At 68.7% G+C, this 18,791-nt stretch carries 20 protein-coding genes; 15 read left to right on the top strand and 5 right to left on the bottom strand.

From position 1 onward, the window contains the following. Positions 1–2: 2 nt before the first annotated feature. The 8 genes from BZZ08_RS03190 to BZZ08_RS03225 all read left to right on the top strand — a co-directional run bounded on the left by BZZ08_RS03190 (position 3) and on the right by BZZ08_RS03225 (position 7,579). On the top strand, positions 3–956 hold the full coding sequence (locus BZZ08_RS03190; RefSeq protein ID WP_104630558.1) for a DnaJ C-terminal domain-containing protein: 954 nt from the start codon (positions 3–5) through the stop codon (positions 954–956). After that, the gene (locus BZZ08_RS03195; RefSeq protein WP_104630559.1) at positions 953–1,360 is read left to right on the top strand and encodes a chaperone modulator CbpM; all 408 of its coding nucleotides are present in this window, start codon (positions 953–955) and stop codon (positions 1,358–1,360) included. The genes BZZ08_RS03190 and BZZ08_RS03195 overlap by 4 nt, the downstream gene beginning before the upstream one ends. Continuing rightward, on the top strand, positions 1,351–3,993 hold the full coding sequence (clpB, locus tag BZZ08_RS03200; protein WP_104630560.1) for an ATP-dependent chaperone ClpB: 2,643 nt from the start codon (positions 1,351–1,353) through the stop codon (positions 3,991–3,993). Before BZZ08_RS03195 ends, clpB begins: the two co-directional genes overlap by 10 nt. Continuing rightward, positions 3,990–4,448 carry a thioredoxin gene (gene trxA, locus BZZ08_RS03205; RefSeq protein WP_104630561.1) on the top strand — a complete coding sequence of 153 codons (459 nt, stop codon included), beginning with the start codon at positions 3,990–3,992 and terminating at the stop codon, positions 4,446–4,448. Before clpB ends, trxA begins: the two co-directional genes overlap by 4 nt. Positions 4,449–4,459: 11 nt before the next feature. Next, positions 4,460–4,951: an Hsp20/alpha crystallin family protein gene (locus BZZ08_RS03210; RefSeq protein WP_104630562.1), complete on the top strand. Its 492-nt coding sequence runs from the start codon at positions 4,460–4,462 to the stop codon at positions 4,949–4,951. Positions 4,952–5,022: 71 nt separating this feature from the next. Further along, positions 5,023–5,451 carry a DUF2267 domain-containing protein gene (locus BZZ08_RS03215; protein ID WP_104630563.1) on the top strand — a complete coding sequence of 143 codons (429 nt, stop codon included), beginning with the start codon at positions 5,023–5,025 and terminating at the stop codon, positions 5,449–5,451. 107 nt (positions 5,452–5,558) lie between these two features. Further along, on the top strand, positions 5,559–5,822 hold the full coding sequence (locus BZZ08_RS03220; RefSeq protein WP_104630564.1) for a UBP-type zinc finger domain-containing protein: 264 nt from the start codon (positions 5,559–5,561) through the stop codon (positions 5,820–5,822). After that, positions 5,822–7,579 carry an FAD-dependent oxidoreductase gene (locus BZZ08_RS03225; RefSeq protein WP_104630565.1) on the top strand — a complete coding sequence of 586 codons (1,758 nt, stop codon included), beginning with the start codon at positions 5,822–5,824 and terminating at the stop codon, positions 7,577–7,579. The genes BZZ08_RS03220 and BZZ08_RS03225 overlap by 1 nt, the downstream gene beginning before the upstream one ends. Before the next feature lie 103 nt (positions 7,580–7,682). Here BZZ08_RS03225 and BZZ08_RS03230 read toward each other — a convergent pair whose 3' ends face one another. The 4 genes from BZZ08_RS03230 to BZZ08_RS03245 all read right to left on the bottom strand — a co-directional run bounded on the left by BZZ08_RS03230 (position 7,683) and on the right by BZZ08_RS03245 (position 12,262). Further along, on the bottom strand, positions 7,683–8,858 hold the full coding sequence (locus BZZ08_RS03230; protein WP_104630566.1) for a zinc-dependent alcohol dehydrogenase: 1,176 nt from the start codon (positions 8,856–8,858) through the stop codon (positions 7,683–7,685). Beyond that, entirely contained in the window at positions 8,855–9,793 is a 939-nt protein-coding gene (locus BZZ08_RS03235; protein WP_104630567.1) for an SRPBCC family protein, read from the bottom strand. Before BZZ08_RS03235 ends, BZZ08_RS03230 begins: the two co-directional genes overlap by 4 nt. A gap of 123 nt (positions 9,794–9,916) precedes the next feature. After that, a complete protein-coding gene (locus BZZ08_RS03240; protein WP_198601251.1) occupies positions 9,917–10,879 on the bottom strand; it encodes an alcohol dehydrogenase catalytic domain-containing protein in 963 nt (320 codons plus the stop codon). 291 nt (positions 10,880–11,170) lie between these two features. Further along, positions 11,171–12,262 (bottom strand): hypothetical protein, encoded by a 1,092-nt coding sequence (locus BZZ08_RS03245; protein WP_198601252.1) that lies wholly within the window; start codon positions 12,260–12,262, stop codon positions 11,171–11,173. Positions 12,263–12,707: 445 nt separating this feature from the next. Here BZZ08_RS03245 and BZZ08_RS03250 point away from each other — a divergent pair, with 445 nt between their 5' ends. The 4 genes from BZZ08_RS03250 to BZZ08_RS40045 are packed head-to-tail and all read left to right on the top strand — an operon-like array spanning position 12,708 to position 14,788. Then, the gene (locus BZZ08_RS03250; RefSeq protein WP_198601253.1) at positions 12,708–13,193 is read left to right on the top strand and encodes a hypothetical protein; all 486 of its coding nucleotides are present in this window, start codon (positions 12,708–12,710) and stop codon (positions 13,191–13,193) included. After that, on the top strand, positions 13,183–13,539 hold the full coding sequence (locus BZZ08_RS03255) for a hypothetical protein (RefSeq protein WP_104630569.1): 357 nt from the start codon (positions 13,183–13,185) through the stop codon (positions 13,537–13,539). The genes BZZ08_RS03250 and BZZ08_RS03255 overlap by 11 nt, the downstream gene beginning before the upstream one ends. Further along, positions 13,539–14,258 carry an alpha/beta fold hydrolase gene (locus BZZ08_RS40040; protein WP_133169145.1) on the top strand — a complete coding sequence of 240 codons (720 nt, stop codon included), beginning with the start codon at positions 13,539–13,541 and terminating at the stop codon, positions 14,256–14,258. The genes BZZ08_RS03255 and BZZ08_RS40040 overlap by 1 nt, the downstream gene beginning before the upstream one ends. After that, positions 14,258–14,788 (top strand): DUF6207 family protein, encoded by a 531-nt coding sequence (locus tag BZZ08_RS40045; protein ID WP_446750226.1) that lies wholly within the window; start codon positions 14,258–14,260, stop codon positions 14,786–14,788. The genes BZZ08_RS40040 and BZZ08_RS40045 overlap by 1 nt, the downstream gene beginning before the upstream one ends. A 148-nt stretch (positions 14,789–14,936) precedes the next feature. Here the strand turns inward: BZZ08_RS40045 and BZZ08_RS03270 are convergent, their stop codons facing one another. Then, positions 14,937–15,863, bottom strand: a complete 927-nt coding sequence (locus BZZ08_RS03270; RefSeq protein ID WP_104630571.1) for a LysR family transcriptional regulator — start codon at positions 15,861–15,863, stop codon at positions 14,937–14,939. Positions 15,864–15,957: 94 nt separating this feature from the next. Here BZZ08_RS03270 and BZZ08_RS03275 point away from each other — a divergent pair, with 94 nt between their 5' ends. From BZZ08_RS03275 to BZZ08_RS03285, 3 genes are read left to right on the top strand one after another with little or no spacing between them, the layout of a single operon-like run. Next, positions 15,958–17,067: an epoxide hydrolase family protein gene (locus BZZ08_RS03275; protein WP_198601254.1), complete on the top strand. Its 1,110-nt coding sequence runs from the start codon at positions 15,958–15,960 to the stop codon at positions 17,065–17,067. Positions 17,068–17,075: 8 nt separating this feature from the next. Then, complete coding sequence (locus tag BZZ08_RS03280; protein WP_104630617.1) at positions 17,076–17,843, top strand: oxidoreductase; 768 nt, start codon at positions 17,076–17,078, stop codon at positions 17,841–17,843. Continuing rightward, the gene (locus tag BZZ08_RS03285; protein ID WP_104630573.1) at positions 17,840–18,730 is read left to right on the top strand and encodes a fumarylacetoacetate hydrolase family protein; all 891 of its coding nucleotides are present in this window, start codon (positions 17,840–17,842) and stop codon (positions 18,728–18,730) included. Before BZZ08_RS03280 ends, BZZ08_RS03285 begins: the two co-directional genes overlap by 4 nt. Positions 18,731–18,791: the final 61 nt, after the last annotated feature.

The following is an 18,791-nucleotide window of genomic DNA, read 5'->3' on the forward strand; positions in this document are numbered from 1 at the left end:
TCATGGCACGGGACTTCTACGAAGTGCTGGACGTGTCGCGGACCGCGAGCCAGGACGAGATCCAGCAGGCATACCGCAAGCTCGCCCGCCGGTACCACCCCGATGTCAACAAGGACCCGGGGGCGGAGGAACGCTTCAAGGACCTCAACGAGGCGTACAGCGTTCTTTCGGATCCGAAGACCCGGGCCCGATACGACCGCTTCGGCGAGGACTTCCGCAAGATCCCCGAGGACTTCGACGAACGGGTCGCGGCCGGAGCGGGTGGCGGGTTCCGCGCACGGAGGACCGCGGCTACGGGCGGCCCCCGCGTCCGGTACGCCACCGGCTTCGGCGACGACTTCGCGGGGGAGGGCGTCGACATCGAGGACCTGCTGGGCTCGCTCTTCGGAGCGGGCGCGGCCCCCGGCGGTGTACCGGGCGCCGACCAGGAGGCCGAACTGCCGCTCACCGTCGAGGAGGCGTACCGGGGCGGCCGCCGTACCGTCACGCTCGCCGGCCACGCGGGACAGCCGCGGCGGTACGACGTCGACGTGCCGCCGGGCGTCACCGACGGGCAACGCATCCGGCTGGCGGGTGAGGGCGGCCGGGGCAGTGGCGACGCCCCCGGGGGTGACCTGTATCTGAGGGTGCGTGTCCAGCCCGATCCCCGGTTCCGGCTGGAGGGCCGGGACGTGTACGTGCAGCTCCCGGTCGCCCCCTGGGAGGCGGCCCTGGGCGCGACCGTGCCGGTGCCCACCCCCGGCGGCGGCACGGCCAAGGTCACGGTGCCCGCCGGCTCGTCCAGTGGCCGACGGCTGCGACTGCGCGGTGAGGGCATGCCCAATCCGCGCGGCACCAGTGGCGACCTGTACGCCGAGGTCCGTGTCATGGTGCCGTCCACCCTCGGCGACCGGGAGCGCGAACTGTTCGAGGAGCTGGCCGCCACCTCTTCCTTCGACCCCAGGAGGACACGATGAAAGACCGACCCGAGAGAGCGGCAGGCACTGTCCGGGCCGGGCTGGGCGACCGCCCCATACGGACGCACGCCGACGCGACCGCCTCCACGGCTGTCCGGTTCGCACTCGTGCCCGCGCCGAGGCTCTCCTTGGACACCGTGGCCCGCCGCTCGGGCCTCCACCCGGATCTCGTCCGCCGGTTCGTCGCCCTCGGGCTGGTGGACGCCGAACGCGACGCCGCGGGACAGCTGGTGTTCGACCCCACGGCCCCGGCGGTCCTAGCCCGCATCCAGCGGCTGCGAGCCGGGCTCTGCCTCAACTACGCGGCCATCGGCCTGGTGCTCGACCTGCTCGACCGCATCAGTCTGCTTGAGTCCGCCCTGCGCGTCCGCGGCACGAGGAGTGACACACCCCCATGGACATGAACCGTCTCACCCAGAAATCCCAGGAGGCGCTCCAGGAGGCCCAGACCGCGGCCGCCCGTATGGGACAGACCGAGGTCGACGGGGAACACCTGCTGCTCGCGCTTCTCGACCAGGAGGATGGACTGATCCCGCGGTTGCTGCAGCAGGCGGGTGCCGAGCCGAAGGAACTGCGCGCGGCCGTGCGCGAGGAGCTCTCCCGTCGCCCGCGGGTCACCGGCCCCGGCGCGGCACCCGGCCAGGTCTTCGTCACCCAGCGCCTCGCCGGCCTGCTCGACACCGCCGAACAGGAGGCCAAGCGGCTCAAGGACGAGTACGTGTCCGTGGAACACCTCCTGCTCGCCCTGGCCGGGGAGGGCTCCTCGACCGCCTCCGGACGACTGCTCGGCCAGGCCGGCATCACGACCGACTCGTTCCTGGGCGCGCTCACCCAGGTGCGCGGCAACCAGCGTGTCACCTCCGCCAACCCGGAAGTGGCCTACGAGGCCCTGGAGAAGTACGGCCGCGATCTCGTGGCCGAGGCAAGGGACGGGAGGCTCGACCCGGTCATCGGCCGGGACTCCGAGATCCGCCGCGTCACCCAGATACTCAGCCGCAAGTCCAAGAACAATCCCGTCCTGATCGGCGATCCCGGAGTCGGCAAGACCGCCATCGTCGAGGGCCTCGCCCAGCGCATCGTGCGGGGTGACGTGCCCGAAGGGCTCCGCGACAAGATCGTGTTCGCCCTAGACATGGGTTCCCTGGTCGCCGGGGCCAAGTACCGCGGTGAGTTCGAGGAACGCCTCAAGGCCGTGCTCAGCGAGGTCAAGGCCGCCCAAGGAGGCATCCTGCTCTTCGTCGACGAACTGCACACCGTCGTCGGCGCGGGCGCCGCCGAAGGGGCCATGGACGCGGGCAACATGCTCAAGCCGATGCTCGCCCGCGGCGAACTGCACATGATCGGCGCGACCACCCTCGACGAGTACCGCCAGCACATCGAGAAGGACGCCGCACTCGAACGCCGCTTCCAGCAGGTCCTGGTGGACGAACCCAGCGTCGAGGACACCATCTCCATCCTGCGCGGACTGCGGGAACGCCTGGAGGTCTTCCACGGCGTCAAGATCCAGGACACCGCGCTGGTCTCCGCGGCCACCCTGAGCCACCGCTACATCACCGACCGGTTCCTGCCGGACAAAGCCATCGACCTCGTCGACGAGGCGTGCGCCCGGCTGCGTACCGAGATCGACTCGATGCCCGCCGAACTCGACGAGATCACCCGCCGCGTCACCCGCCTGGAGATCGAGGAGGCCGCCCTCTCCAAGGAGACCGACCCCGCCAGCGAAGCCCGCCTGGAGGAACTGCGCAGGGAGCTGGCCGACCTGCGCGGCGAGGCCGACGCCAAGCACGCCCAGTGGGAGGCCGAACGACAGGCGATCCGCCGCGTGCAGGAGCTGCGCCAGGAACTGGAGCAGGTTCGCCACGAGGCGGAGGAGGCCGAGCGCGCCTACGATCTCAACCGCGCCGCCGAACTCCGGTATGGCCGGCTCCAGGACCTGGAGCGCCGGCTCGCCGCCGAGGAGGAGCAGCTGGCCTCCAAGCAGGGCCAGAATCGGCTGCTGCGCGAGGTGGTCACCGAGGAAGAGATCGCCGAGATCGTCGCCGCCTGGACCGGCATTCCCGTCGCCCGCCTCCAGGAGGGGGAACGAGAGAAACTGCTGCGTCTCGACGAGATCCTGCGCGAGCGCGTCATCGGCCAGGACGAGGCCGTCAAGCTCGTCGCCGACGCCATCATCCGCGCCCGCTCCGGCATCCGCGACCCGCGCCGACCCATCGGATCGTTCGTCTTCCTCGGCCCCACCGGCGTGGGGAAGACCGAGCTGGCCAAGACCCTCGCCCGGGCCCTGTTCGACTCCGAGGAGAACATGGTCCGCCTCGACATGAGCGAGTACCAGGAGCGGCACACCGTCAGCCGGCTCATGGGCGCACCACCCGGATACGTCGGCTACGAGGAGGGCGGGCAGCTCACCGAGGCCGTACGCCGCAAGCCGTACTCCGTTGTGCTGTTCGACGAGATCGAGAAGGCGCACACCGATGTCTTCAACACGCTGCTGCAGGTCCTCGACGACGGTCGCATCACCGACGCCCAGGGTCGTACCGTCGACTTCCGCAACACCGTGATCATCATGACGTCCAACATCGGCTCCGAGCATCTCCTCGAAGGCGTCACCGCCGAAGGGGAAATCAAGCCGGACGCCCGCGCCCTGGTCATGGGCGAACTGCGCGGGCACTTCCGCCCGGAGTTCCTCAACCGCGTCGACGACATCGTGCTGTTCAAGCCGCTCGGCGAGAGCCAGATCGAGCGGATCGTGGAGCTGCAGTTCGACGAGCTGCGGCAGCGGCTCGCCGAACGCCGCATCGACGTCGAACTCACCGATCGGGCGCGTGAGGCGATCGCCCACCAGGGCTACGACCCCGTGTACGGGGCGCGGCCACTGCGCCGTTACATCTCCCACGAGGTGGAGACCCTGGTCGGGCGCGCCCTTCTTCGCGGCGACGTCCAGGACGGCGCGACGGTCCGAGTGGACACCGAGAACGGGGAACTGGTGGTCACCTACGACCAGCCGGAGGCCGCCGCCCGGGAAGCGAGGGCAGCGTGAACACCGGCCGGACGACGACGGTGACCTGCCCGCACTGCGGGCGCGGGAACCGGATCCCCGTGACCGCCGAGGGGCGCCCCAGGTGCGGCCACTGCAAGCAGTACCTGCCATGGATCGTCGACGCGAGCGACGGTGACTTCGGCGAGGTCGTCGAGCAGGCCACGGTGCCCGTCGTCGTCGATCTCTGGGCCACCTGGTGCGGCCCCTGCCGCATGGTCAGCCCCGCACTCGAACAGGTGGCTCGCGACCTTGCCGGACGGATCAAACTCGTCAAGGTCGACGTGGACAAGAACCCACTGCTCAGCAGCCGGTTCGCAGTGCAGGCGGTGCCCACACTGCTGGTCCTGGACCGGGGTGAGACGGTCGCCCGGCAGGCGGGCGCGGCGCCCGCGCACGTCCTACGACAGTGGGTCGAACAGGCCATGACAAGCCAGCCGGACCGACGACAAAGCTGAGGTGATCGGTGATGAACATGCCCGTCCGCAGCCACCGCGGTGGCGCCACGGCAGAGCGGCCTCTCGGGTGGGCCCGCAACCCACTGACGGAATTCGACGAACTGCTCAACCAGATGAGCGGTCTGCTCGAATCGACGGTGGGGGGCGCCACGCCCGCAGCCGCCTGGACCCCCCTCGCGGACGTCACGGAGACCGATGACGCCTTCGAGGTCGAGATCGAACTTCCCGGCGTCAAGAACAAGGACGTCCACGTCGAGGCCAACGGACAAGAGCTGGTGGTCGCCGGAGAGATCAAGGAAAAGGAGCGCACAGGCGTCCTGCGCCGCCGCGCCCGCCGAACCGGTGCCTTCGAGTACCGGCTGCGGCTGCCGGGCGAGGTGGACACCGAGAGAGTCACAGCGGAGATGTCGACCGGTGTCCTCACGGTCACCGTTCCCAAGGCGGAGGCCGCCAAGCCCCGTCACATCCAGGTCACCGAGAGCGACGAGAACAGCGCCGACTGACCCGGGAGCCCGGCGGTGCGGGACCGCGGTCCGGCACCGCCGGTCCGCCGGAAGCGAAAGGAGCCCGGGTAATGACCGAAACAGGATTCTCCTCATTCGACACCATGGTGGACAAGGCAAACCGACTGCTCAGGGAGATCGAGGAAGCCAACGGGTGGCCCAAGGAACGCCGTAAGCAGTCGTACGCCGCGCTGCGGGCCGTCCTGCACCGGCTACGGGACCGGCTCTCCGTGGACGGGGCCGCGCACTTCGGGGCACAGCTGCCCACCCTGATCCGAGGCATCTACTACGACGGCTGGAAGCCGTCCGAGACACCGGTGAAATTGAGCGGTGAGGATTTCCTCCAGCGCGTCCGGGACGACTTTCCCTACGCGGTCGACGGCGGCGTCGAACGGGTCGTGCACACCGTCCTGGAGGTTTTGGAACGCCACGTGAGCGAGGGCGAGTGGGACCACCTCAAGTCCGCACTGCCGAAATCGCTGACCTCCGTACTGCCGTAGACGCCGGCGCACGGGCACGCCCGTGGGCTCCGAGGCCGGCACCGGCCGACCGACGCCCTGCCGCGCCCAGCTGCCGAACAGCCCCGTCCACGAAGGAGCACGCCATCATGGCTACGATCCCCGACCCGCACCTGGCGATGGTGCGTCCCGTGAGTCCGCGTACCCCGGAAGGCTGCGAGGAGTGCCTCAAGGTCCACTCCCCCTGGGTGCACCTGCGGCTCTGCCTCACCTGTGGGCACGTCGGCTGCTGCGACTCCTCGCCCCTCAAGCACGCCAGCCGCCACGCGGCCGGCGTCGGTCACCCCGTGGTGCAGTCCTTCGAGCCGGGGGAGAACTGGCGCTGGTGCTACGTCCACGAGGTCATGGTCTGATGAGCAGCGCAGAGCACGTGCATGGTGGGCCCCGAGAGACACCGGACCAGTACGGGGCGTTCCCGCGCCTCTCAGCGGCGCAGCTCCAGATCCTTGCCACGCATGGTGAACGCCGCAGGACCACCGAGAACGAGGTGCTGTACCGCGAGGGTGAGCCGTTCCGGGAGTTCCTCGCGGTCCTCAGCGGGACCGTCGAGATCATCCATGACCACGGCGGCCCCGAGGAGCGCACGGTGGCGGTGCACGGACCGGGCAGATTCCTGGGCGAACTCGGGTTGTTGGAGGGCCAGGCGGCCTTCGACACCGCCGTGGTGCGTGAACCGGGCGAGATCCTGGCCGTACCGGTGGGCCGGCAACGCGCCCTGGTCAGCCGCGACCCCGTCCTCGGTGACCTGATCCTCCGCGCATACCTGGGCCGCAGACATCTACTCATCGGCCTCGGCGCGGGCTTCCGGATCCTGGGATCGTGCTACTCACCGGACACGTTGCGGCTGCGTGAGTTCGCCGCCCGCAACAGGCTGCCCCACCGCTGGGTGGATCTGGAGAAGGACAAGGAGGCGGAGGCGCTGCTGCGCCGGTTCGGAGTCCGTCCCGAAGAGACCCCCGTGGTCCTCTGGAAGGGCGACCAGGTACTGCGGAACCCCAGCAACGCCGAACTCGCCCGCATCATCGGGCTGCCCGCCCCCTCGCCGGAGGCCGGGCGGCGGTACGACGTGATGGTGGTCGGTGCGGGTCCCGCGGGACTCGCCACCGCCGTGTACGGCGCCTCCGACGGCCTCACCACGGCCGTCGTCGACGCTGTGGCCACCGGTGGCCAGGCGGGTACCTCGTCCCGCATCGAGAACTACCTCGGCTTCCCGTCGGGCATCTCCGGGGGCGAGCTCATCGAACGCGCGGTGCTCCAGGCCCGCAAGTTCGACGCCCACCTCATGGTGCCCGCCAAGGTCACCGGGCTCACTCCGCACAACGACGAGTACGTCGTCAGCTTCGCCGACGGGTCGCGGGCCCGGACTGGCGCCGTGGTCCTCGCTTCGGGCGTGTGGTACCGCAAACTCGAGGTGCCCGGCATCGACCGCCTGGAGGGCATCAGCGTCTACTACGCGGCGACCGTCCACGAAGCCAGCCTCTGCCGGGCTGACCCGGTCGCCGTGGTCGGTGGCGGGAACTCCGCCGGACAAGCGGCACTGTTCCTCGCGAACCACGCGTCCAGGGTCCAGCTCCTCATCCGGGGCCGTGACCTCAACGCGGACATGTCCCGCTACCTCGTCGACCAAGTCGAACGGCATCCGAAGATCGAGGTACTGCTGCACACCGAAGTCCGGCGCGTCTTCGGGGCGGAGAAGCTGGAAGCGCTGCTGGTGGAGGACAACACAAGCGGCCGACGGCGGAAGGTGCGAGCCGCGGCGCTGTTCGTGTTCATCGGAGCCCGACCGCGCACGGAATGGCTCAGGGATCTGCTGGCCCTGGACGAGAAGGGTTTTGTCCTCACCGGTGCCGACGCCCAGGCGTTGGCCGGCCCGGACCGGTGGGCCTCGCTCGGCCGTGGTCCGTTGCCGTTGGAGACCACCCTTCCCGGCGTCTTTGCTGTCGGCGACGTCAGAAGCGGTTCGGTCAAGCGGGTAGCCGCGGCGACCGGTGAGGGTGCGATGTCGATCCACCTCGTGCACGAGCACCGGCAGCAGACGGGCAACTTGGTCCGCGCCGCGGGCCCGGAGGGGCGCGGGCCGGTGAGGGCTCAATCCGGGCCCGGGCGCTGACCCCTGGGCAGGCTCGCTGTCGGGAGTGCACCCGCGCCCCGTAGAACAGTGCCGGCCACCGAGCCGTAACCGGGACCGCACACGGAGTGCGTCCTCTCGGGTCTCATGGCGTGAGGACGACCTTCTCGCAGTGGTCCTTCTTGTCCTTGAACGGGGCGTAGCCGGTCGGTGCCTCGGTCAGGGGCAGCCGGTGGGTGATGATCCGGGTGGGCTCGATCTTGCCCTGCTCGATCATGCTCAGCAGTGGCTTCATGTACCGCTGTACGTGGCACTGGCCGGTTCGCAGGGTCACTGACCTGTTCATCCAGGCACCCGCCGGGAACTTGTCGATCATTCCTCCGTAGACGCCGATGGCCGAGACGACGCCGCCGCTGCGGCAGGACATGATGGCCTGGCGCAGGGCGTGCGGCCGGTCGGTCTCGGAGCGGGCCGCCTGCTTGGCACGGTCGTAGAGGTGGATGTGGGAGGCGCCGTGTGTGGCCTCCAGGCCGACGGCGTCGATGCATTTGTCGGGGCCACGGCCGCCGGTGAGTTCGAGCAGGGCGGACCGTACGTCGGTGTTGTCGAAGTCGACGGTGGTGTAGCCCTGAGCGGCGGCCATGTCGAGGCGGTAGGTCTCCTTGTCGATGGCGATGACCTTCTCCGCGCCCAGGACGCCGGCGCTGTCCATGGCGAACTGGCCGACCGGCCCGGCGCCCCAGACGGCGACGATGTCACCTTCCTTGATGTCGCACATGTCGGCGCCCATGTAGCCGGTCGGCAGGATGTCGGACAGGAAGAGGACCTGCTCGTCGGTCAGGTCCGACTCGATCTTGAGGGCGTTGGCGTCGGCGAGGACCACCCGCGCGTACTCGGCCTGGCCGCCGGCGAAGCCGCCGGTGAGGTGTGAGTAGCCGTAGACGCCGCAGGTGGGATGACCGAACAGCTTCTCCGAGATGCCGGCGTTGGGGTTGCTGTTCTCGCAGCACGAGTACAGCTCCGCGCGGCAGGACGCACAGGAGCCGCAGGCGATGGGGAAGGGCACCACGACACGGTCGCCGACGCGCAGGCTGCCGTCGCTGACGCCGGGGCCGACCTCGACGACTTCTCCCATGAACTCATGGCCCAGGATGTCGCCCTTCTCCATGGTGGGCACGTAGCCGTCGACCAGATGGAGGTCGGAGCCGCAGATCGCCGTCGAGGTGATTCTCACGATGACGTCGCGGCTGTTGAGGATCGAGGGGTCGGGGAGGTCCTGCACCTCGACCGAGTTGCGTCCCGTCCAGCAGGTGGCCTTCATGCCAGGGCCTCCTTCAGTTCGCCCACGGTCAACGGCCGGGCCGGGTGCTGCGGGAACTCGCCACGGGCCCGCTTGCCGCCGGGTGCGCCCTCGGAGCGGACGACTTCACCGGTTTCCGCGATCTGCTTGAAGCGGCGAAGGTCGTCGTCCAGCTGCTGGTGCGGCTCCTCGCCGAAGTAGCGCGCCGCCGCCTTGCCCACCGCTCCGCCGGGCAGGACGTAGCGCAGGAACACCCGGATCTCCGTGCCCTGGCCGCCGGGGGCCAGCACGAAACGGATTTCGCCTGAATGGTCGATGTCGGCACCATTCACCGACCGACACGCGATCAACTGCCCGGGGACGTCCCGGGCGATCTCGGCGTCCCATTCGACTGTCCTGCCGAACGGTGCGCTGGCCTGCCAGTGACTGGTGCGCTCGCCGGTCACGTGCACCTCGTCCAGGTGCACCATGAAGTACGGCAGTCGTTCCAGGTCCTTCCAGAGGATGTACGCCTCGTCCGGGGACCGGGCGACGGTGGTGGCCGCGGTCAGTTCCATGGGGGTGCTCCTACGGGTGCGGGTCACGGCCGCGTAGAGGTCCGTAGCCGTGACGACGGTGACCGCGGCCGTCGCGGCAACAGTGCGACCGAAGCCGCGTCCGTCGTGGTTCCTCAGGGCCCGGGTCAGCATCGTCAGATCTGTAAGGTCGCCACCGACGCGTCCCCAGAGCCAGGCCGGATGCGGCCGCCCCAGCAGCCCGGCCGCTGCCGCCAGCTCCCGCACTCCGACCACGGTCGTGGCCAGACGGTGCCGAGAGGCGTCGCCCACGCCCAGTGCGCGGGCGACGCCCGCCGGGGCAACGACCTGCGGCACGCCCAAGAGGGCGCTGGCCCAGCCGAGGCCGCGTACGAGCGGATCGCGCCGAAGGCGGGAGATGTGATGAGTGTTCGTGTTCATGGGTGCTCCGTACCTGCGGTGGGGTGAAGGCACTGCCGTCCACCACCGGCCCACCTCGGGCCGCTTGCTACGCGCCGGTCGGACTGGTCCGAGGTGAACAGCGGACGGAGGTCCTCGCGTCCCTTACTGCTTGTGTCCGTTGCCGTGGCCGTCAGGGTGCAGCACCTCCTGCGTCCAGCCCTCGTCACGGGCGTCGAAGTGCTCGTAGGCGGTGGGAGCCTCGTCCAGGCTGAACTCGTGGGAGACGACGAAGCCCGGCGTCGTCTTCCCGCTGGCGATCAGGTCCCGCAGCGCGCGGTTGTACTTCTTCACCGGCGCCTGCCCGGTCCCCACGTGCTGGCCCTTGAACCACATCATCCCGGAGTCGATCGGGACCTTGCCCTGCGCCTCCAGCTCGCTTTGGGCCTCCGCGCCGCCGGGGTCCTGGGGCAGGAACACGCCCACCACGCCGACATCACCGGTGAACCTGACCGAGTCGATCAGGCTGTTGAGCGTGAGCAAATAGGTCACCATCAGCCCGACGGGGCCGGCACCGAAGACGATCGTCTGGTCGCCCGGTTTGACGTTGGCCATTTGGGTGGCGCGGTAGCCGGTGGGGAAGATGTCGGCGAGCATTAGGTGGTCGCTCTGGCGCTCGGCGGCGTCCTCGCCCAGGCGCAGCGCGTTGAAGTCGCCGTACGGCACGCGCAGCAGTTCTGCCTGGCCGCCCTGGTAGGGGCCCATGTCGGCGAAGTCGTCGGCGGCTCCGGCGAGGGCGGGTTCTGGCTGCATGGTCAGGCAGTAGTTGGTCAGCCCTCGCTCGCACTGCATGCAGAAGCCGCAGGCGATGTTGAAGGGCAGAACCACGTACTCGCCGACCTGGACCTTGCGGACAGCTGAGCCAAGCTCTACGACTTGGCCCATGTTCTCGTGTCCCAGCGTGCGGCCGGACTCGAACGAGGTGCGGCCGTCGTACATGTGCAGGTCCGAACCGCAGATATTGGTAGCGGTGATCTTGACGATGATGTCGCAGGGGTGCTCGGTCTTAGCGTCCGGTGCGTCCTTCACTGTGACCGTTCGCGGTCCCTCGTATACCGCTGCTTTCACGATGACTTCTTTCGGTGCCGCTGTTCGACCGCAGTACAAAAGGGATGAAGACGGCGTAGAGCCTGAATGCCTTGGGTCGCCACGAGGGGGCGCGCGCGGCTTTGGCACGCCTCTGCAGGCCGTTCACCCGAATTGAGGGGGAACGGTGGTGCCGCCGTCCTGCCGGGCGAAACTCCAGTGCTCCGGCGGCATGCTGTCCGGGTCCGCGTCGACCTCGGCTTATAACAGCCACGCACTGCCCGGTCAGCGCAATTCTCCGGACCCGGTCGATGCCTGTGGACGCATCTGCTGCTAGTGGTCCTGGTCGTCCTGCAGCATGCGGCGACGCTCTTGCTCACGCTTGGAGTAGGCGGCTGCCCGGATCGCCTCGTCGGTCTCCAAACCCGAGCCAAGGGCGCCGCCCACCGTGGCGATCGAAGCGACGAACCAGGACAGTGTCCAGTACTCCGCGGCGTCGAGCGGGTTTCGAGTGAAGGAAGCGAACACCCTGTCGTTGAGGATGAACAGTGCCCACACCAAATTGATGACCATCAGACCCACGTAGCACACGACTACCCCGATGCCCACGGTCACGACGGTCGAGGTGTTGTAGAGAGCTGTCCGCTTTCTCGCCTCCGGTGACTCTTCCGCCGTTCGATGCCACAGGTGTGCATCCACGATCAGCCAGCCGATCATGAGCGCGACAGACCCGACGGTGGCGATCACGAGGCGTGGTGCGCTCAAAGACGCGGCAAGACTCCAGACGGTGGAGTTCACGGTGGCGATGGCTCCCGTGGCTAGTGCGGCCGCCAGAGCCTTCGACAGACCCGGCACCAACCGCCACGGCCGGTTGGCGCGAACCATGCCGACCAGAACCCTGATGTATCCGCGCGGCCCACTGGCGATGTACCTCAGATCGGTAGTCTCCTCCTCACCGACCGTGTCTGAATGGACAGGCGCGAGACGGCCGACGAAGGGCTTCAGTGACAGCTGACCAGCTCTTACGCCCTCCCTGGCGCGCAAGCCCGCCAAGCTGAGTACGGCTTCCTCAACGGCCCGCCGGGCCCTCGTCTGCAGGCGCCATCCCCCCAGTGAAGGAAGGGACAGCAGCGCCAAGCCGTCTTCGCGACTCAGGTCCACCACGAGCTTGCGCCCATGTGAGTGCAGCGGCAGATCGGTGAGGGCCACGACGATGTCCCAGTTCTCCGCCCTCCCGCGGTCCTTGATCCGGCGCATCAAGGTGGGCGGGTCCTCCGTCCCCGAGGTGAACGGCTCACTGACCACCTCGACGTCGAACCGTCGCTCATGGCCAGACTTTTCGGCGAGCCGATCAGGAAGTCTCCGCGCCACACGCTGAGCGATCTCCGTCGGCGCATCCGGATCCGCCAGGAGAACCACCCGCATGACTGGCCCCTTCTCGTCGGTCGCCCGCGATCGCAGGTGACCACAGAATGCCTCCGCGCATGCGTCGGCGCACCCCGGGTCGCAGCGTATGCCGCGCCAGCCCACGATGGGCGTCCAAACCGGAGGACCGCTTTGAGCCGTACCTCTGCCCGTCAGGCACGGCGACGTCATGCCCTGACCAGCGGTCCCATCGTTTCTACGGAACGGCCGCCTCGTCGGCCCTGCACCTTTTGCCACAACACGACGATCGATGAGGCGGGGGTGGACTGTGCGAGGGCGGCTTGGAGCAGGTAGCCGCTCTAGGTGGACATCTGGTGGCCGCTGCCGGCCGCCTCAGTGCCCGACCTGGTCTGACGTTAAGCCAGTTGTCCTGTGATCGACCGGTGGGCCTCCAGTTGTGCGGTGAGTGGTGATCCGTCGGAAATGACTCGGCAGCGAGTGCGCTTTGCTCTGGTACGCGGTCGGCCTTTGGCGCGGCGGCGGAACGATAGCGACCGGCCACACCGCGGTGAGCGAACGTGCCGAGGCACGCAAACCCGGCGGAATCCGCAGGACACCCACCCGGAGCGAGGACCAAGATCTCGAAGCGGGGCTCACCCGCCGTGCCTGGGAGGACCCAGGCTTCGCCGAGCAACTGGAGAGTGAACCGTTGAAGACCCTGGCGTCGATGGGAGTGCACGTGGCCCCTGAGGTCAAGGTGCAGGTCAGGCTGCAGAAACGCGACACTCTGTACTACGTCGTCCCACCCGCGAAGCGGCCGGACGAACCCGACCGCCGTGAGCCCGTGAACGTGATGGATCTATGGCGCAGCGGGGACAACTTCGTCTGGATGATGCCCGAACGGCTCAAGACCGAACTGCTGGCCATGCGCAGGAGTTTCCACGAAGCCCAGACCGGCACCACTGCGACGCGGAGCAACCATGAAGCATGACGCCGGGACCGTCCACACACTCCGGCTCGTCAACGACAGCGTTCACCGGGAAAGGCTTGTCTCCGACCCGAAAGCAGTCCGGTGCGAGGAGTCGGGCCACAGCCCGAGCGAGGACTTCGCCGTCGAGGCGGTGGAACAGCAGGACGACACCATCGTCATCATGCTTCCCGCGAAACCGGAGGACGACGAGGACTTCGAAGAACGACTCACCGAGGTCTCCCAGCGCGTGTACGACGTACTGTTCTCGTCCGGAGTCGGCGGGTTCCTGATCCCCGACGACCGTCTGAAGTGGATTCTGCGGGACATCCGCTCTTCCTGGGCGGTCAGGGCGGAGGCAGAGGCGTGATGACCACTTTCGTTCTCGTGCACGGTTCCTGGCTTGGAGGCTGGGCGTGGGAGCGGGTCGCCCCCCGGCTGCGGGCCTCCGGCCACACCGTCCTGTGCCCCTCACTCACTCCAGCCGGACCCGGCGTCGGACTGAGCACGCACATCGCCGACATCGTCGCGCTGATCGACAGACACCACCTCACCGACGTGATCCTCGCGGCCCACAGCTACGGAGGCATGGTCATCTCCGGTGTCGGGAGCGAACGACCGCAGCACATCCGACAACTCGTGTATCTGGACGCGTTCTTTCCCTCGCCCGGCCAGTGCGCCTTCGACCTCCAACCCGTCGTGCGTGACGCGTGCGACGCCGATGCCGCTCTGCGGCCGGAGCGGGAGGCATGGCTGATCCCACCCTTCGGTTTCGAGACGATGGGGCTCGCGGCGGCGGACTTGGAGTGGGTGACCTCCCGGGCTCGGCCGATGACCCGCGCCACCCACGAGGAGGCCCTGCCGGGCCCCGCGATCCGCGCCCCTCACCCACCGGTGACATACATACGGTTCGGAGCGTCTCCCCTTCGCCGACGCTGCGGAGACAGCGCAGCGGCGCGGGGCCCGGCTCCTGACAGTCCAGGGCGCCGGCCATATGGCTCCCGTCACCGACGACGAGCGCCTGTGCGCGGTGCTCAGCCGGACGAGCTGAGGACTGTTGCCTGCCATCCAGATCTTCGCTCGAGGTGATGCGACATGGCGGACCCAGAAATCGCAGTGGTCACGGGAACTGCGAGCGGTATCGGCCTGCACACGGCACTCGGCTTGGCCCACAAGGGACGGCGCGTCGTGGCGACGACGCGGGACACCGGCCGGTCAGCCGTTCTGCGAGCCGAGGCCTCACGTCAGGACGTGGACCTGACGGTGCGAGCGCAGGACGCGGTGGCCGTGGATGTTGCTGTGGTCAGCACACTTCCGAGCCGGGACTCGTTGTCCTTGACGTCACCGGGGGGCGAAGACACCCTGCGAGCGGTGATGGACGGCCTCCAGCAGCAGTGGGCGAGCTCTCGGGGATCTGCCCGGTGCGGCTTACGCTGGGGAAGCCGGGGGTCAGGGTCCGGATGTACGCGGATGTACGCCGCCACCCGGACACCTTCGACTTACAGGTCCGACCCAGGCCAGGTTTTGCACTGGGTGTTCCAGTTTTCATGGTGCGGGGGGATTCTCTCCGGCAGTCCGTAGCAGAAGGCGCTGACCGCGCTGTACTGTCTACGCCCTGACAGAGTGTGGCCCGCTCGGCGTCGTCCAGTTCAGCAGTGCACAGGACGTCCCCGGCCGAGACCGCCGCTCTTGTCGGGACGCCGGGGCGGCAGACCAGGCACGGTCGGTGATCGCTTGAGTGTGCGGGCGGAGCCGCGCAGCCGCTGATCACGTCGTGCGTATCGGTCCGTCCCGGTGGGTTCCGGTAAGCAGCGCTTCGGCATGCTTACGGAAAGCGCTGACCAAATGGCTGCGGTCGCCGGTGCGCGTGGCGAGTACGACCTGGCTCGGTTCGACCCCGTGCAACGGGACGGTGGTGAGACTGGGATGTAGGCCGGTCGCGTGGTCGAGGGGCGGCCCGATGGCCACCGCCTGCCCGGCGGCGATGAGTTCGTGTTTGTCCTCAAGGGCTTCGACCAGGGGGCCGTCGGGCGCGGGCCGCCCATCGGGCCGGGGATCGAACCGCCAGTAGGCGTTCAGCAGCGGGTCGGACTGGCGTACGTGGGGGATCGGCTCGTCGGCGATGTCGTCAAGGGTGACTGACTCTTTGTCCGCCAGACGATGGTCCCGCGGCACGACCAGCACGCGCGGTTCGTCGTAGAGGACGGTGACGCGCAGCCGGTCGGTGGGGAACGGCAGCCGCGTTACCACCGCGTCGACACGGTGCTCCAGCAGCGCGCCGCGCGAGTCGTTCCAGGCGAGCAGGCGGGTGTGGACCTCGGCATCGGGATTGCGGTCCCGCAGGGCGCGCACGGCCGGAGTGATGATCAGACCCTTGCTGTAGCCGATGGTGATGCTGCTGGGCTGGACCGCGGACCGGGTGCGGGCCATCGCCTCGACCGCGGTACGCAGCAGCTCCCTGGCCTGAGGCAGGAAGACCTCGCCGGCCTTGCTGAGGCGGGTGCCACGAGTGGTGCGGTCGAGCAGGCGGACGCCCACTTGCTGTTCGAGGCGGCGGATCTGCCGGCTCAGCGATGGCTGGGTGGTGTGCAGCGCCTCGGCGGCACGCCCGAAGTGCTGGTGCTCGGCAACCACTGCGAAGCACTGCACCAGCCGGAGGTCGAGGTCCACGGGTGCGGGGAAGCGTTCGGACATCACCCCACTCTAGCTGCTCTTATACGCACGCCGTATTACATGTAACGGAACAATCATTGGACTGCGCGCTCCTTGCGGCCGCACCGTGGTGACCATGACATCGGACAGCGTGACATCGTTTCGTATCGACGTTCCCGAGAGTGCCCTGGAGGATTTGAAGGACCGGCTCCACCGGGTACGCCTCGCCGGCCGGGAGACAGCGCGGGACAGCAGTCAGGGGGTGCAGCGGGAGCGCTTGGAGAAGCTGCTGGAGTACTGGGCCACCGGGTACGACTGGCGCGATCTGGAGCGGCGGCTGAACGAGCTGGGCCAGTTCCGCACCACTATCGACGGTCTCGGTCTCCACTTCATGCACGTACGCTCGCCCCGCCCCGACGCCACCCCGCTGTTGCTGCTGCACGGATGGCCGGGCTCGTTCTTGGAGTTCCTCAAGACCGTCGGCCCGCTCACCGAGCACGGCTTCCACCTCGTCATCCCCTCGATGCCCGGCTACGGTTTCTCCGACCAGCCCGTCTCGACCGGCTGGGATCCGGACCGGACCGCCCGCGCGTACGGCGTGCTCATGCAGCGCCTCGGCTACGACTCCTACCTGGCCCAGGGCGGAGACTGGGGCGGTGTCGTCGCGACCCGGATGGGGGCGCAGCGCCCGGCGGGCCTGCGGGCGATCCACGTCAACTTCCCCGAGTTCCTCGCCGAACCACCGGTCGGCGACGACCCGACCCCTGAGGAGAAAGCCGCACTCGAACAGGGCAGCCTCTTCTTCGCCCTCCATTCCGGTTACCACGTCGTGCAGCGCACCCGGCCGCAGACCATCGGCTACGCCCTGACCGACTCCCCAGCCGGGCAGGCCGCCTGGATCTACGAGAAATTCCTCGACTGGGCCCGGCCCGAAGCCCTCACCCCCGACGAGATTCTCGACCACATCTCCCTGTACTGGTTCACCGCCACCGCGGCTTCCTCAGCCCGCCTGTACTGGGAGTACGCCCAGCAGCCGCCCGCGATGACCGAGCTGGTCCTCCCCGTCGGCGTCAGCGTCTTCCCGGACGAACTGACGCGTACCCCGCGCATCTGGGCCGAGCGCGCCTACCGCGACCTGCGCTACTTCAACGACGACATCCCCGCGGGCGGCCACTTCGCCGCTCTGGAGCAGCCAGAGTTGTTCGTCGAGGAGATCGTCAAGTTCGCGCGGGCGGTGGCCGCGTGAAAACGGTGGTGATCACAGAGGGCACGGACGGCATCGGGCGCGGCATCGCCCGTGTCCACCTCGCGCGAGGGGAGCGGGTCGTGGATATCGGCACCGACAAGGCCAAGACCGAGCCCGGCGCCTGGTTCCTCCGGGCCGACCTGGACCTCATCGACGAGAACGGGCGGCTGATCGACCGGCTCTCCCCCGAGCTCGACACCATCGACGTCCTCGTCCTGGGTGCCCGGGTCCAGCGCTCCCGGCATACGGAGACCGCCGACGGCCTGGAGTCCTACTTCGAGCTGACCTACCTCAGCCGTTTCCTGCTCAGCCGCGGCCTGGCCGGCCTGCTCGGCCGCGCCGCCGGTCCGGGAGGGCTGAATTACTGCGGCGCCGGGTGTTTCGGGCCCCCGCGCTGGGACGGCCTTCAGCAGCGGACGCAGCACCACGGCCGCACCGCGGCGATCCAGGCCGGAATCCTCAACGCCCCGCTCGCGGTCGACTTCGTCGGCCACCACCCCGCCATCCGGTACGTGAACTACTTCCCCGGTACCGTCGCCACGAGCTTCGCCGGTGACTGCGACGATGCCGAGGCCGCGCAGATCGACCGTCTTCGCGTGACCGGCAATCCCGTGGAGACCGCCGTCAAGGAGATCCTGCCGTTCCTGGATTCCGGCTCCCCGGGCCACCCCGTCGCCGTGAGCGCGAGGGGCGCCGTCCTCCTGGACTCTCATTCGTCACCCCCCGCCGACGCACGACGGCTCTACGACTACACCCGGGAGGTGCTTGCCCGATGAAGTGGGTGAGCTACCGCTCCGCCGACGGCTCCACGCGCTGCGGCGTGGTGCGTGACAACAAGATCCATGCCGTGGGCAGGGGCCTGTTGGAGCTGCTCCGCGCCGACGGCGGGCTTCAGGCCGCCGCGACCCGGGAACCGGCCGAGATCGTCGAGCTGGCCACGGCCGACCTGCGAGCGCCGATACCAGTGCCTCCCGCGATCCGGGACTTCGCCGCGTTCGAACGTCACATCAGCAACGCGGGCAAGGCCGCCGTTGGCGACGGCACGGTCAGTCCGGTCTGGTACGAGTATCCGCTCTTCTACTTCTCTAACCCGGCGGCGATCAAGGCACCCAACGACGAGGTCCCCATCGCTCCGGGCGCTCAGTTGTGGGACTACGAGGTCGAGGTCGCCGCGGTGATCGCCAGGGACTGCTCGAACCTTGACGCCGCCACGGCGGAGCAGCACATCGCCGGCTACCTGGTCTACTGCGACTGGAGCGCACGCGACATCTCCGCACGCGAGATGGGGTTCGTGTACGGCCCCTCCAAGAGCAAGGACGCCTCGACCAGCCTCGGTCCGTTCCTCGTTACCCCCGACGAGCTGGAGCCCTACCGCTCGGGCAAGGGCTATGCGCTGCGGATGGACGGGTACGTCAACGACGACCACTACGGCGGCGGCAGCTGGGACGAGATTCACTGGTCCTTCGGCGAGATGCTGGCGCACGCGTCACGCGGCACCACGCTGCGCGCCGGTGACATCATCGCCAGCGGCCCCGTGGGCACCGGCTGCATCCAGGAGTTGTCCAGCCACCGCCCCTACCTGGTAGCGGGGGACACGGTCCGGATCGAAGTGCAGGAACTCGGCGCGATTTGCGCACGGATCACCGCGCCAGAGCCGTCCTGACCTACCGAACACACCAAGGACGATCCCGATCCTTCCACTAGCCAGGAGACCACCGCTATGC

It is taken from the genome of Streptomyces sp. MH60 (genome assembly GCF_002939385.1).
Taxonomy (GTDB): Bacteria; Actinomycetota; Actinomycetes; order Streptomycetales; family Streptomycetaceae; genus Streptomyces.

Bases quoted from the DNA above. Each gene is read 5' to 3' on its own strand.
- BZZ08_RS40045 (WP_446750226.1), top strand. From the start codon at position 14,258: ATGCGACATGGCGGACCCAGAAATCGCAGTGGTCACGGGAACTGCGAG.
- BZZ08_RS03235 (WP_104630567.1), bottom strand. From the start codon at position 9,793: ATGAACACGAACACTCATCACATCTCCCGCCTTCGGCGCGATCCGCTC.
- BZZ08_RS03195 (WP_104630559.1), top strand. From the start codon at position 953: ATGAAAGACCGACCCGAGAGAGCGGCAGGCACTGTCCGGGCCGGGCTG.
- BZZ08_RS03190 (WP_104630558.1), top strand. From the start codon at position 3: ATGGCACGGGACTTCTACGAAGTGCTGGACGTGTCGCGGACCGCGAGC.
- BZZ08_RS40040 (WP_133169145.1), top strand. From the start codon at position 13,539: ATGACCACTTTCGTTCTCGTGCACGGTTCCTGGCTTGGAGGCTGGGCG.
- BZZ08_RS03215 (WP_104630563.1), top strand. From the start codon at position 5,023: ATGACCGAAACAGGATTCTCCTCATTCGACACCATGGTGGACAAGGCA.
- BZZ08_RS03230 (WP_104630566.1), bottom strand. From the start codon at position 8,858: ATGAAGGCCACCTGCTGGACGGGACGCAACTCGGTCGAGGTGCAGGAC.
- BZZ08_RS03255 (WP_104630569.1), top strand. From the start codon at position 13,183: ATGAAGCATGACGCCGGGACCGTCCACACACTCCGGCTCGTCAACGAC.
- BZZ08_RS03270 (WP_104630571.1), bottom strand. From the start codon at position 15,863: ATGTCCGAACGCTTCCCCGCACCCGTGGACCTCGACCTCCGGCTGGTG.
- BZZ08_RS03285 (WP_104630573.1), top strand. From the start codon at position 17,840: ATGAAGTGGGTGAGCTACCGCTCCGCCGACGGCTCCACGCGCTGCGGC.
- clpB (WP_104630560.1), top strand. From the start codon at position 1,351: ATGGACATGAACCGTCTCACCCAGAAATCCCAGGAGGCGCTCCAGGAG.
- BZZ08_RS03275 (WP_198601254.1), top strand. From the start codon at position 15,958: ATGACATCGGACAGCGTGACATCGTTTCGTATCGACGTTCCCGAGAGT.
- BZZ08_RS03225 (WP_104630565.1), top strand. From the start codon at position 5,822: ATGAGCAGCGCAGAGCACGTGCATGGTGGGCCCCGAGAGACACCGGAC.
- BZZ08_RS03220 (WP_104630564.1), top strand. From the start codon at position 5,559: ATGGCTACGATCCCCGACCCGCACCTGGCGATGGTGCGTCCCGTGAGT.
- BZZ08_RS03210 (WP_104630562.1), top strand. From the start codon at position 4,460: ATGAACATGCCCGTCCGCAGCCACCGCGGTGGCGCCACGGCAGAGCGG.
- BZZ08_RS03245 (WP_198601252.1), bottom strand. From the start codon at position 12,262: ATGCGGGTGGTTCTCCTGGCGGATCCGGATGCGCCGACGGAGATCGCT.